The 14731-nt window shown below is 45.8% G+C and carries 7 protein-coding genes; all 7 read left to right on the forward strand.

Annotated features, from left to right (window positions below; all coding sequences use genetic code 11):
- Positions 1-13 precede the first annotated feature (13 nt).
- The 7 genes from rhaM to ABV001_RS01505 all read left to right on the forward strand — a co-directional run bounded on the left by rhaM (position 14) and on the right by ABV001_RS01505 (position 14713).
- The gene (gene rhaM / locus ABV001_RS01475; RefSeq protein ID WP_352421168.1) at positions 14-328 is read left to right on the forward strand and encodes an L-rhamnose mutarotase; all 315 of its coding nucleotides are present in this window, start codon (positions 14-16) and stop codon (positions 326-328) included.
- A 74-nt stretch (positions 329-402) separates the two neighbouring features.
- Complete coding sequence (locus tag ABV001_RS01480) at positions 403-2019, forward strand: glycoside hydrolase family 140 protein (RefSeq protein WP_352421169.1); 1617 nt, start codon at positions 403-405, stop codon at positions 2017-2019.
- Between the two features lie 105 nt (positions 2020-2124).
- Positions 2125-3315 carry a glycosyltransferase WbsX family protein gene (locus tag ABV001_RS01485; protein ID WP_352421170.1) on the forward strand — a complete coding sequence of 397 codons (1191 nt, stop codon included), beginning with the start codon at positions 2125-2127 and terminating at the stop codon, positions 3313-3315.
- A 237-nt stretch (positions 3316-3552) separates the two neighbouring features.
- Positions 3553-6324, forward strand: a complete 2772-nt coding sequence (locus tag ABV001_RS01490; protein WP_352421171.1) for a glycoside hydrolase family 78 protein — start codon at positions 3553-3555, stop codon at positions 6322-6324.
- Positions 6324-9017, forward strand: a complete 2694-nt coding sequence (locus ABV001_RS01495; protein ID WP_352421172.1) for an alpha-L-rhamnosidase — start codon at positions 6324-6326, stop codon at positions 9015-9017. The genes ABV001_RS01490 and ABV001_RS01495 overlap by 1 nt, the downstream gene beginning before the upstream one ends.
- Positions 9018-9108: 91 nt before the next feature.
- The gene (locus tag ABV001_RS01500) at positions 9109-11901 is read left to right on the forward strand and encodes a family 78 glycoside hydrolase catalytic domain (RefSeq protein WP_352421173.1); all 2793 of its coding nucleotides are present in this window, start codon (positions 9109-9111) and stop codon (positions 11899-11901) included.
- A gap of 88 nt (positions 11902-11989) precedes the next feature.
- On the forward strand, positions 11990-14713 hold the full coding sequence (locus ABV001_RS01505) for an alpha-L-rhamnosidase (protein ID WP_352421174.1): 2724 nt from the start codon (positions 11990-11992) through the stop codon (positions 14711-14713).
- Positions 14714-14731 lie beyond the last annotated feature (18 nt).

Genomic DNA, 14731 nt, shown 5'->3' on the forward strand with positions numbered 1-14731 from the left:
AATTAAACATAGCATGAAACGAGTAGCTTTTAAAATGTTTTTAAAACCGGGATTAGAAGAAGAATATGAAAAGAGACATTCGGCTATCTGGCCGGAATTAAAGAAACTATTATCCGACACCGGTGTTCGGGATTACTCTATATTTTGGGATAAGGAAACAAATATGCTATTTGCAGTCCAAAAAATAAAAGGGGAGCAATCTTCCCAGGAAATAGGTATAAACCCAATAGTACAAAAATGGTGGGATTATATGGCGGATATAATGGAAGTAAATAAGGATAATTCTCCGGTCTCCATACCTCTCGAAGAACTGTTCCATATGGATTGAAAACTTCGGCAATCCTCTGACGATCTAACAATCATAAACAAGGAATCTACAAAATATTTCACAATCCATTAGTTATGAATAAAAAGATCATTTTCATCATTCTATATTCTTTTGCATGCTTGTTTATTATTTATGGGAACAACACAACAATAAAGAAATGGCAAAAGAAAGAGTTGGTTTTCGAAAGCAGGCAGTTATATGACAACCCATTGTATGACGTTGACTTCTTCGGTGCAGAATTCACATCTCCTTCCGGTGAGAAATTGGTCGTCAGAGGATTTTGGGATGGTGAAAAGATATGGAAGATACGTTTTATGCCGGATCAAACCGGGAAATGGAAATATAAGACAATTTGTTCTGATCCGGCCAACGATCAACTTAACGGGGTAGAAGGAGCTTTCAAATGTGTCCGCAATCACAATAAAGCCGATATCTACCGGAGAGGCCCGATAAAACATGTGACAGGCACCTACCACTTATCATATAGCGATGATAAACCATTCCTCTATATAGGCTGCACGGCCTGGAATGGTGGTCTCCTTTCTACTATGGAAGAGTGGGAAAAATACCTTTCTAACCGGAAAGCAACCGGTTATTCTGTCATCCAACTAATCACCACGCAATGGCGCGGAGGGCCCAGTAACGCAGAAAAAGAAACGGCTTTTTCAGGTGTCGACAGGATTGAGGTCAATCCATCTTTTTTTAAACGGATGGATGAGCGGATCGACCGCATCAATGATTACGGGTTAGTGGCAGCACCTGTGATGCTTTGGGCTTACGGCGACTCAAACCCCGGTTCTTTTCTTCCTGAAGAATCGGCCATTAAATTGGCCGAATATATACTGGCCCGATATGATGCAAATCATGTAATCTGGAACCTCGGAGGCGATGGTAAATACACTGACAAAAATGAAAGCAGATGGAAGAACATAGGCCGGAGGGTTTTCGACAAGAATTTTCATCGCAACATCGTCACCCTTCATCCCCAGGGATTTTCGTGGTATGGCAATGAATTCAATGATGAATCATGGCTCGACATGATCAGCTATCAGACAGGACATACCAATAGCGATAATGCCATACGTTGGAAAACACAGGGACCGGTAGTTTCTGAATGGAAAAAACTTATTCCTCGTCCTATAATAGATACCGAACCGGTATATGAGAATGGTCATAACGCGAAAGAAGTACGTAACAGCGCTTACTGGAGTATTTTTTCAACACCGGTTACCGGCGTAGCATACGGCTCTCATACCATCTGGCCATGGTTACGTATGGGAGACACACCTATAAACCACGGGAAAAAGGATCCTTCCCCCATTACATGGTATGATGCTCTCTTCCATGATGGAAGTATCCAGATAGGCTATCTCTCCGGGTTCTTCAGGGAGATTGAGTGGTGGAAATTAGTCCCTGCTAACGAGCTATTAAGAGAACAACCGGGCACGGAAGCCCTTCCCCGCTGGCAATCTGTACTTGCCACCAGCGACCGGAACACAATATTGGTATATGTGCCGGTACAGGATAAAGTCAAACTTAGTGACATAGATGCCACACGTTATACGGCCCGTTGGTTCGACACAGCCAACAATCGTTACCTGAAAGCGGATATAACCCGGAACAATAGTGGACTCGAAACGCATACGCCTGTCGATTCGGATGCAATATTAATTCTTTATAGAAAAAAGTAACATTATAATTTCATATTAAATAACTAAAAGTATAATTAAGTTGGAGCAGAATTCTTAAAAATTATCGGATAAATAGAAACAATCATGAAAAGAAATGAAATTTGTATGGGTTTACTAATAGTGATCGGCATTATTTGGGGGAATATCTTTGATGCACAATCACAACTAACAAATGAGGAAATTAAAAATGAATATTATGTAGCGGCTTACATCTGGCCATCCTGCCACGATGATCCATTGGCAAGAAAAAAACTATGGTCGGAAGGTATGGGTGAATGGGAAGTGATAAAAAAAGGGAATCCCAGATATGAAGGTCATTACCAACCACGTCAACCGCTGTGGGGATATGAAATGGATAACGACCCGGAAGTAGTTGAACGTTGGATAGACGTGGCCGTTGACCATGGTGTGAATGTGTTTGTGTATGACTGGTATTGGTATGAGGAAGGCCCATATCTGGAAAGTGCTTTGAATGATGGTTTTTTGAAGGCACGAAATAATAGCAAAATGCAGTTCTATATCATGTGGGCCAACCATGATGTAAAACATAACTATTGGAATTATCACCGTTATGGAGACAATGAATCAATCCTATGGGATGCCAAAGTGGATTGGAAAAATTACAAGATTATTGTGGACAGGGTGATCAATCAATATTTTAGACAACCCAACTACTTTAAAATAAATGGTGAACCTGTTTTCTCCATTTTTAGCATTGACAAGCTGAAGGAAAGTTTCGGCGGTAGCATAGAAGAAACCCGGAAAGCACTGGATTATTTCAGGGATGAAGTAAAAAAGGCCGGATTTCCAGGACTCCACATCCAATGGAATCAGGGTGGAGGATCTCTTATGTCGGAGGAAAGAGCCTTAGCGTTCAAAAAGAATGTTGATGAAATGGGGTTTAACAGCGTAGCCATGTATAATATGGGAGGAATGGATGAAGATTATCTTGTATATGGAGCCAACTCAATCAAGATAAGGGAGCAGATGAACGAGATATTGGACGTTCCCGTTTTTCCGTGCGTCTCAATTGGATGGGACGATACGCCAAGATTTCCCAAAAAGGGAATAAAGGATATAGTACATTCTCATAATACGCCCGGAAGCTTTGCCGCATTGCTTTCAAAAGCAAAAGATTATGCCGACCAACATCCTGGCCAAACAAAACTGATCACAATTAATGCCTGGAATGAATGGGTAGAAGGTAGCTACCTGCTGCCGGATATGTTACATGGCTTCGATTACCTGAAGGCAGTGAAAGATGTTTTTATTGACAAAAAATATGATCGTTATTGATATTGCCGCTGCATTTCACCTTTTAGTGAATCACTAAAAGATAAAACCTCAACTACTTGATTGGCAATATCTTTAATTGTGACCTCCTAAATATGCGCCATACTCCTGTATCATATCAAATATCTTAGTCCTTATATCATTCCAAATGAGTTACAGAATGATAATAATGTCTTAACTTTGTAAGATTGAGTTTTATGTGCCGAAATTAAGTAACAATATCATCATACAAAAAGCAACATGCCTTTATTGAACCTGCTAACCATTTCACACAAGTTTCTAAAGCCGGGAGTTTTAATTATCCTGCTCATTTTCATGATCTGTACTCAAAACATAGCATACGGACAGACCCTTCATCAATTCAGGATCATAAAACTCACTTGTGACTATCAACAAGAACCTCTGTTAGTTTCCGGCAAACCTCACTTTGGATGGCAACTCCAATCCGAGAAGCAGGATGTTAACCAGTCTGCCTACACCATAGAGATGTATACCCGTGTCAATGGAAAAGAGGTGAAAATATGGGATTCGGGAAAAGTGCAATCCAATCTGAACCAACGGGTGCAATATAGCGGATCACAAATGCTGGAACCGGGGACAACCTATCTATGGAGAGTCAAGGCCTGGGACTCTGACAATAATGCTTCAGCATGGAGTGAGATGCACAGATTCCGGATGGCTCCATCGGATACAGGATTAAAGGCCAAATGGATCGGGGCGATCGACAGGAAAGATGCCCATATCCCGGAAGGAAGAGACTACCATGGATTGGCCATGTCGTCCGAGGCAGGAAAAAAATGGCAAGATACCCATCCACTCTCCAGAAGAAGTATCTATCTGAGAAAAGATTTCTCCACCGACAGGAAGGTTAAAGACGCGATCATCTATATCAGCGGACTGGGGCATTATGAGCTGTCGCTGAACGGAGAAAAAGTAGGCGACTCCCAATTTGACCCGATGTGGAGCGATTACGACAAGACAATCTATTATAACGCGTATGACATAACTGATGCCCTGCAACGAGACAATGCAATCGGGGTATTGTTAGGTAACGGTTTTTTTAACCAGCAAGGCGGCCGGTATGTGAAAATGCAGGTAAGCTTCGGGCCTCCCACCCTCTTTTTCAAATTGCATATAACCTATACAGATGGCACAAAGCAGGAAATAGCCTCGGACGAAAGCTGGAAATACTCCTTAAGCCCTCTTGTCTTCAATGACATGTATGGTGGTGAAGATTATGATGCAAGGCTGGAACAAAGAGGATGGGACAGCTTTGGATTCGATGAATCGGATTGGCATCCGGTAGTAGTACAAAGCGCCCCGGATGGTCAACTGACCCCGCAGGCAACCGCCTCCGTCAAAATAATGGAAACCTATTTACCTAAATCGGTGAAAAAAGTAGGTGATGCACATGTTTTCGATATGGGACAAAACCTGTCGGGTTTTCCGATGATCAAAGTTTCAGGAAAACCGGGGGATAAGGTTCGGTTGACGGTGGGTGAAAAGATTCATGAAGATGGCACAATAGACCAGTCACGATCGGGATCGCCCTATTATTACGAATACACCTTGAAAGGAGGTCCGGAGGAGGTTTGGCATCCCCGTTTCTCCTATTACGGTTATAAATATATACAAGCGGACGGGATTAAGCCAAACGAAGTCGAATCCCATTTTGTATATAATTCGAGCGCCCAGACAGGCCGTTTTCACTGTTCCAATGAGATATTCAATGAGGCACACCGGATCATAGTGAATGCCATTAAAAGCAATATGCATGCTGTATTCACCGATTGTCCCCATCGTGAGAAATTAGGATGGTTGGAACAGATACACCTGAACGGCCCGGGACTATTCTACAATTTCGATCTGACGACATTCGCGCCGAAGATCATGCAGGATATTCGTGATGCACAACTGCCAAATGGCCTTGTTCCCGATATCGCTCCCGAATATGTTGTCTTCAAGGATGGTTTCCGCGATTCACCCGAATGGGGGAGTACAGCTGTCTTTCTGCCGTTTATGTATTACCGGTTTTATGGGGATAATTCATTGATAATAAAATATTACGACGTAATGAAAAAATATGTCGATTACCTCTCTTCCACCGCAACCGATCATATTGTTTCACATGGACTGGGCGACTGGTGCGATTACCGGAAAAACGAACCTTATGGTCCCTCGAAAAACACGCCGGTATCGTTATCTGCCTCCACCCATTATTATATGGTCATCGACTATCTGGCGCAAGCTGCTGAAATAACGAATAATCGCAACGATTTTACTTTTTATTCAAAACTAAGAAAGCAGGTTAAGGACGCATTCAACAAAGAGTTTTTTGATGAAAACACCCGTCAATACGGTACGGGAAGCCAGGCATCGAATGCCATGCCGTTGTTCGCAGGGATTGTGGAGCCTGAGTATACACAAGCTGTTCTGGATAATCTGGTGAAAGATATACAGGAAAAAGGGTATCGGCTTTCCACGGGAGATGTCGGTAACAGATACCTGTTCCAAACGTTGGCGGATAACGGACTGAACGAAATCATGTACAAGATGCAAAATCACCGGGAAGTACCCGGCTATGGTTTCCAACTGCAATTCGGCACTACCACGCTCACCGAACTATGGGATCCGAGGGATGGTGCGTCATGGAATCACTTCATGATGGGCCAGATTGAAGAATGGTTCTATAAATCGCTGGCAGGAATAACGACAGAGGACTACAGCGGTTTCCGGAATATAGTGATTGCACCTAAACCGGTGGGAGATTTGAAATTCGTGGAAGCTTCATACGACACATTGTACGGGACGGTTTCCGTTAACTGGAAAATCGATGGTGATCAGTTCAGAATGGATTTGTCCGTTCCTCACAACTGTACAGCCAAAGTCTATCTTCCTCAACAAGAAGATTGCCTCTCCGTCGGGAGCGGGAATCACTCGTTTACAACAACAATAACAATGGATGAATATGCCAATGTGAATAATGAAAATTCACTTTTACCCTTATTGTGATGATAAAATTGTACAGATCAATTATATTCCTTACACTCTTCCTTTTCAGTTATTCCCTGAAAGGCGAATTATCCTTTTTGCCGGTTGATCTGAAAACAGATCATCTGGAAAATCCCATTGGCATAGATAATCCCAGTCCCAGGCTGACATGGAGGATTGAAGACAACAGGCAGGGAGCAAAGCAGTCCGCCTACCGGATTATTGTTGGTACCGACTCCCTGAAAGTTGTCAATGGTGATGGAGAGATATGGGATTCCGGAAAGGTAGATTCAGACCGGCAACTCGTGACTTATAAGGGAACCAATCCCACACCTTTCACAAAATACTTCTGGAAAGTGATTGTATGGGATGGGATGCAACAAACGAGTACATCCGGTATCCAATCTTTTGAAACCGGAATGATGGGTATCAGTAGCTGGCAGGGAGACTGGATCAGTGACGGAAAGGATATCCATTATGAGGGCGCTCCTTATTTCCGTAAAAAATTTGAAACTGCCAGAGAGATCGCATCTGCCCGAGCATACATCGCCGTCGCCGGGCTGTATGAGCTCCATATCAACGGCGAAAGGATCGGGAACCAGCGCCTCGATCCGATGTACACCCGTTTTGACCGAAGAAACCTCTATGTCACGCACGACGTGACCGCCCAGCTTCAAAAAGGAGAGAACGTAATCGGAGTGATATTGGGCAACGGTTGGTATAATCACCAGTCGATGGCTGTATGGGATTTCCATCGTGCCCCCTGGCGCAACCGTCCCGCTTTCTGTCTCGACCTGCGTATTACCTATACTGATGGCTCTATAGAAACTATTCCTACCAACCTGAGCTGGAAGAGATCGGATAGCCCGGTAATCTTTAACAGCATCTATACGGCAGAACATTACGACGCACGGCTGGAACAGGGAGGCTGGAGTGGGCCGGGATTCGATGACTCACAATGGCACGGGGTAATGCTGCGTTCCGCGCCATCCACCAATATTACCGCTCAACAACTCAGACCGGTACGTAATGTATTGACTTTACCCGCCCAATCCGTCAATAAGATTAATGAAAAGACTTATGTGTATGATTTCGGACAAAACATGTCGGGAGTGACCCAAATAAAGGTCTCAGGTGAAGCAGGGACCGAGCTGCGGATAAAACATGGAGAACGTCTGTATGACAACGGACGGATCGACTTGTCGAATATTGATGTGTACTATCGTGGCGACAAGGAGAAAGATCCTTTCCAGACAGACATATTGATATTGAGCGGAAAAGGAGAGGATGAATTTATGCCGCGTTTCAATTACAAAGGGTTCCGCTATGTGGAGGTAACAAGCACTGAACCGGTTGATCTGGATAAGAACAGTGTGACGGCTTATTTTATGCACAGCGACGTATCACCGATCGGCAAAATTGAGACTTCCAGCGACCTTATCAATCAATTATGGAGGGCAACTAATAATGCCTATCTGTCGAATCTGATGGGGTATCCTACCGATTGCCCGCAACGTGAGAAGAACGGATGGACAGGGGATGGACATCTTGCCATTGAAAGCGCCCTCTACAATTTCGACGGCATCACGGTGTATGAAAAATGGCTGGCCGACCACCGGGACGAACAACAACCCAATGGGGTATTACCCGATATTATTCCTACAGGAGGATGGGGCTATGGCACCGCCAACGGATTGGACTGGACCAGTACCATTGCCATTATTCCCTGGGAAATATACAAGTTCTATGGAGACAGCAAGTTATTGGCAGATTGTTATGAGAATATCAAAAGATATGTGGATTACGTGGATCGTATAAGTCCTGAGGGACTGACCTCGTGGGGACGGGGCGACTGGGTTCCGGTAAAATCACATTCGAACCTGGAATTGACTTCATCCGTCTATTTCTATGTAGATACAAAGATTTTGGCAGAGGCAGCCAAGCTATTCGGAAAGGAAAACGATTGCCGGTATTACTCCGCATTGGCAGAGAAAATTAAAAATGCGATCAACGATAAATACCTGGATCGGAAAACCGGCATTTACGCAAGTGGCACCCAGACCGAACTAAGTGTACCCCTGCAATGGAAAGTGGTACCGGAAGAGATGATAACCAAGGTGGCTTATAATCTTGCCCGCAAAGTGAAAGAAGCCGGATTCCATCTGGATGTGGGGGTATTGGGCGCCAAAGCAATTTTGAATGCGTTAAGTGAAAACGGTTACCCCGAGGTGGCGTATAAAGTAGCGGTACAGGACACATATCCCTCCTGGGGATGGTGGATTGTGAACGGGGCCACCACCCTGCTTGAGAACTGGGATCTGGATGCAGAGCGGGATATCTCCGACAACCACATGATGTTCGGTGAAATCGGCGCATGGTTCTTCAAAGGACTGGGAGGTATCTATCCCGATACGGCACAACCCGGGTTCAAACACATTATCCTGCGTCCTCATTTTGAAAAAGATCTGGCACAGTTCGATGCGCAGTTTCAATCTCCCTATGGATTAGTTCAATCGCAGTGGGAATGGAAGAAAGGGAAAATAAACTACCAGGTTGCAATACCTGCGAACAGCAGTGCCACTTTGTATCTTCCCGATTATGTAAAAGGAGAGAAAGTAACGGTGTTGGAAGCCGGAACTCATAATTTTACATTTACTATGGATAATATGAATAATATGCTAATGCGACAATGTGATAATATATTGATTTACTGATTTATAAATTAAGCAGCAATTAGCAAATCAATAAATCTACCAATCAATAATGGTTCTGGGCTCCGAGAATCTTTACTCTTTACTCTAAAATATGAAACGAGCAATTTTTTTTCTGACTGTACTTACACTAACCGTCATAACGGCTTGGGGAAGCAAACCTCCATCATCGGTAATCCCTGTTAACCTCACCTGCGAATACCTGGTCAACCCCTCCGGATTGGACGTAATCCTTCCCCGTTTCAGTTGGGTACTGCAGCAGACGGACGGTTCCGCTTATGGTCAGCGGCAAACGGCATACCGCATATTGGTCGGCAGTTCAAAACAAAAAAAAGCGGATAATTTCGGTGATATGTGGGACAGCGGATGGATCACATCTGATAATATGCAGCTGGTTGAATACGGAGGCAAACCACTTCAATCCGATAAAAAATATTATTGGACGGTAGCCGTGAAGGATGAAAAAGGAAATGAATCTGTGTACGCCAAATGGGCCGAATGGAGCACGGGCTTATTCTCTCAAGATGAGTGGACGGCAAGATGGATCGGCACGGACGAAGCTTACAACCCGGCGGAAGGGCCTAACAAGATGCAGGATCCCTGGTTCCGGAAAACTTTCGATTTAAAGGAAAAACCCACTAAAGCAACACTCTTTGTGGCATCGGTAGGGTATCATGAAGTATATGTCAACGGGAAGAAAATAGGCGATCATGTGCTTGCCCCGGCAGTCACAGATCATACCAAACGGGCACGCTATATTGCCTACGACATTGCCCCTGCGCTTACTTCCGGCAAAAACGTCATTGTGTTATGGTTGGGAACTTCATGGTCTATTTTCGGGCCTTATTCAACCCCGGATAAGCCCCGCACTCCCCTCGCAATTGCACAGACAGATATTTGGGCCAAGAATGGTCAAAAACTAATAAGGATTGCCACCGACGAGTCATGGAAAACCTGCCCCAGTCCCAATATGTTGACGGGCAACTGGGGTTTTGGCGTAGGTGGTTACGGAGGAGAGATATGGGATGCCCGTGAAGAAGTAAAAGGATGGAACCTGGCAACCCTCGATGACAGCAACTGGAAAAAAGCTACGGTATACACACCGGCACTGCAGCTATCGGCGCAACAAGTAGAAACCAATAAACTGATGGACGAGCTTCATCCCGTCTCCATCGAATCCCGTCCGGACGGAAGTTATCGTGTGGATATGGGAGTGAATTTCGCGGGATGGACACAAATCCCGGTAGAAGGCAATCCCGGAGATACCATCCGGTTTCTGTTTTCAGAGCGGGAGCAGGATGATATAACATTCGGGCTGATGAATGCGTATGTAATCGGCACTTCAGGAAAAGGCACCTTTGAAAACCGTTTCAATTACAGTTCCGGCAGATGGATCACCATCAAAGGGTTGAAATCGGCTCCCCAAAAAGAGGATATCAAAGGATGGATGGTGCGTACCGCTTTCGATGAAGCTACCCGCTTCGAGTGCTCCGATCCGTTGCAAAACTGGATATACAATACTGTAAAATGGACATTTGAAAACCTATCACTGGGCGGATTTATCGTCGACTGTCCTCAGCGCGAACGGTTCGGCTACGGTGGTGACGCCCATGCCACTTCCGAAACCGGCCTGTTCAATTACAAACTGGGGGCTTTCTATACCAAATGGCTGGAGGACTGGCGCGACGTGCAGGGAACGGAGCCCATGACAGGCAATATGAACGATCCGGAGTGGGCGCGTAAGCAAGAGGGAAGCGGCAGGATACTGGGTGGAGGCGTACTACCTCAGACAGCACCGACTTATCACGGTGGTGGCGGCCCGGCATGGGGCGGCATCGTGGTCACCCTCCCCTGGTTCATGTACCAACATTATGCGGACACAAGGGTACTCGAAGAAAACTTCGAAATGATCGACGAATGGTTGGCGTTCCTCGACACCCACGTCGAGAACGATATGCTGAAACGATACGGCGGACAATGGGATTTCTTAGGTGACTGGCTTTGGCCGGGTGCCACATCGCAAGGTATGAATAACAATTCCGATGAAAACCTGTTTTTCAACAACTGTTATTGGATATATAACCTGAAAACGGCAGCACAAATCGCCCGGGTAATCGGAAAAACAGAAGAGGCAGGGCGATGGGCACAGCAGGCAGAACGGTCAGCTAAAGCCCTCCATGACAAATATTATCATCCGGAAGACCATAATTATTCCGACAAGACGATGCGGAGCCTCTCTGCCGCCCTTTACGGCGATATCATACCGGCTGAATTGAGACCCCAAGTGATGGAAAGACTCGCAAAGGAAATCCTGGTCAACCAAAACGGACATATCGACGTGGGCATTACCGGCGGAGCAATGCTCTTCAAAGTATTGCGCGAAGAGGGGCGCGATGATCTTATCTATTCAATGGCATCCCAGACTACCTACCCGAGTTGGGGGCTTATGCGTGAAAGCGGAGCCACTACCATCTGGGAGATGTGGGAAAAGGATTTGCCAGGACATTCACTGCTGCACAGCTCCTTTCTCTATCCCGGTGCCTGGTATATCGACGGAGTATCGGGTATCCGAAGAGATCCCGATATCCCCGGATTCCGAAAGTTTGTGGTAAAAGTTCCGAAGCTCACAGAAACTCAATTATCGCACGCAAAAGCGTCGTTCGATTCGCCGGCAGGATTGATAGAGTCGTCATGGAAACGGGAAAACGGAAAAACCGAATTAAACGTAACGGTACCGCCTAATTGTACGGCAACCATCCTGTTCCCTGACAACAATGGAAAAACGGTGGATGTGAATGTGAATGCTGATTATGTGAAGGAAACTGACAGGGAGGACGGGTATATCCTGTTTGAAATTCCGGCAGGAAAATACCGATTTAGTGATTAGGCGGGAAGGTGAGTCTTGGTTCTTAGTTCTAAAAATCTTCATTCTTTATTCTTTACTCTTTATTCTTTACTCTTTATTCTTAACAAATATGAAACACATTTATTCTTTAATTGTACTTATCCTGGCCGGATTTATGGCCGGATGTCAGGGGACGGTTGTCAAAGTAGATTCCCTGAAAGTGGAAATGCAGGAAAATCCACAGGGACTGGGTACCTCAACTCCCCGGTTCTCGTGGCAAATCAGTTCCGCCCAACCCGATCTGCAGCAGGAAGCCTATCAGATTCAGGTCGCAGGATCGGAGCAGGACCTAGAAAAAGGGAACAACCTGTTATGGGATTCCGGGATCGTATCAGATGATGAATCCATATTGATCCCTTATAAAGGAGATGCACTCTCTCCAAGAGAAGTCTATTACTGGCGGGTGAAAGTAATTACCAACCAGGGAGAAACAGCCTGGAGCAAAGTCAACCATTGGTCAATGGCTTTACCGGATATTGCCGGCTGGAAAGCCAAATGGATTGGTGAAGATGCACTTTCGAATCCCGGTGAAACAGATAAGGCACACACCCGCCTGGCCGCCCGTTACCTGCGAAAAGCGTTCGACAGTAAGCAAAGTGTGAGGCGTGCAGTACTCTATATCTCCGGGCAAGGCGCTTATGAAGCTTATATCAACGGGGAACGTGTTTCGGACGACGTCCTTGCTCCTACCGTGTCATGGTATCCCGAAAAAGTGTACTATAATGTGTATGATGTCACGTCACTCGTCAGGAAAAACGACAATCTATTGGCTGTAAAACTGGGCAACGGCCGTTATTTCGGCATGCGGGACAATTGGAGTATCATGTTCGGATTGCCTCGCCTGCTGGCCCAATTGGAAATTGAGTACGGCGACGGCGTCACTGACGTCATCGTCAGTGACGAATCCTGGAAGGTCACCTCCAAAGGCCCCATCATTGCCAATAATGAATTCGACGGCGAAGAATATGACGCCCGGTTGGAACTGGACGGATGGAGCAAGGCCCAATATGACGATACGGCATGGCAGCAGGCCGATATGATGGATGCACCTGAAGGTACACTCGTTGCACAACCCAATCCAAACATCCGTGTACAGGAGGAACTGACACCGGTAGCCATCACAAAACTGGACGATGGAAAATTCATCCTCGATATGGGACAGAATATGGTAGGCTGGATAAAAATCAACCGGTTGAAGGGGAAAAAGGATCAACCTGTCACCATGCGGTTCGCGGAATTGCTCAATCCCGACGGCACACTCTATATGGCAAACCTCCGGAGTGCAAAGGTGACCGATATTTACACCCCTGCAAAAGATGGGGATTTCAGCTGGGAACCTTCTTTCGTCTTTCATGGATTCCGCTTCGTGGAAATATCAGGACTGGATTATCAACCGGCATTATCCGATTTCACCGGGAGAGTCATCTATGACCTGATGGAAACGACGGGACAATTCGAGACATCCGACGAAACCATCAACCAGATATTCAAAAATGCCTATTGGGGTATCCGGGGGAATTACCGTGGCATGCCCACCGACTGCCCGCAACGCGACGAACGCCAGGGATGGATGGGCGACCGGGTGACCGGTTGTTTCGGAGAGGCATTCGTATTCAATAATGCCCTCCTATACAGCAAATGGCTCCAGGATGTAGAGGACTCTCAAAGTCCGGAAGGAAGTATATCCGTGGTCTCCCCACGCTACTGGACCATCTACAATGACGATGTGACCTGGCCGGCCGCCTATTTCTACGCTGCAAAAATGTTATGGCAAAACTATGGCGACACTGAATCGATTAAAAGGCATTACCCTTCCATGAAACGTTATCTGGAACGCATTCAACAGGTATCGATGCAGGATTATATCGTCACAAAAGACACTTATGGCGATTGGTGCATGCCGCCCGAATCGCAGGAACTCATCCACTCGCAAGATCCCGCCCGGAAAACGGCCGGTGCAGTACTTAGTTCCACCATGTATTACAGCCTGTTGGATCTGATGTGCGAGTTTGCCACACTCACCGGAAACGAAAAGGATATAGCCGGATATAAAGAGCTGGCATCGAAAATCAAAGAAGCCTATAATGCCCGTTTCTTCAATGCTGATTCGGCGCTCTATGATAACAACACCGTCACGGCTAATATCCTTTCACTACAATTGGGATTGGTTCCCGAAGGATATGAACAAAAGGTGTTCGACAATATCGTACACAAGACCGAAGTAGATTTCAACGGACATGTAAGCACGGGCGTTTTGGGCATACAACACCTTATGCGCGGACTCACCGAGCATGGAAATGTAGACCTGGCCTACAGTATCGCCACTAACCGCACCTATCCCAGTTGGGGATACATGATTGAAAAGGGGGCAACCACCATCTGGGAACTATGGAACGGGGATACGGCCGATCCGGCCATGAATTCCGCTAACCACGTGATGCTGCTGGGCGACCTGCTGATCTGGTTTTATGAGGACCTGGCAGGGATCAAAAACCATCCCGGAGGTACGGCATACAAGAAACTGCTGATGGAACCGAAATTTCCCGAAGGATTATCACATGTGAAAGCTTCTTATAAGTCGGTTTACGGTGAGATAAAAAGCGAATGGAAAAAAGAAAACGGCACATTCCTCTGGGATATCACCATTCCGGGGAACAGTTCGGCCATTATCAGGCTGCCGAAAGAACTGAATGTGTCGAAACCGGCCGGGAATGGCGTAAGGAATGTTACCGAAACAGGAAATGGAATTGAAATAGAATTGGGTTCCGGAAGTTATCAACTCTCGAATAGGTAAACTAATTTGATGATTTAC

The organism is Proteiniphilum sp., assembly GCF_040307845.1.
Classification (GTDB): domain Bacteria; phylum Bacteroidota; class Bacteroidia; order Bacteroidales; family Dysgonomonadaceae; genus Proteiniphilum.

Coding starts and splice junctions, on each gene's coding strand:
- ABV001_RS01485 (WP_352421170.1), top strand. CDS start 2,125: ATGGGTTTACTAATAGTGATCGGCATTATTTGGGGGAATATCTTTGAT.
- ABV001_RS01480 (WP_352421169.1), top strand. CDS start 403: ATGAATAAAAAGATCATTTTCATCATTCTATATTCTTTTGCATGCTTG.
- ABV001_RS01490 (WP_352421171.1), top strand. CDS start 3,553: ATGCCTTTATTGAACCTGCTAACCATTTCACACAAGTTTCTAAAGCCG.
- ABV001_RS01500 (WP_352421173.1), top strand. CDS start 9,109: ATGAAACGAGCAATTTTTTTTCTGACTGTACTTACACTAACCGTCATA.
- ABV001_RS01505 (WP_352421174.1), top strand. CDS start 11,990: ATGAAACACATTTATTCTTTAATTGTACTTATCCTGGCCGGATTTATG.
- ABV001_RS01495 (WP_352421172.1), top strand. CDS start 6,324: ATGATAAAATTGTACAGATCAATTATATTCCTTACACTCTTCCTTTTC.
- rhaM (WP_352421168.1), top strand. CDS start 14: ATGAAACGAGTAGCTTTTAAAATGTTTTTAAAACCGGGATTAGAAGAA.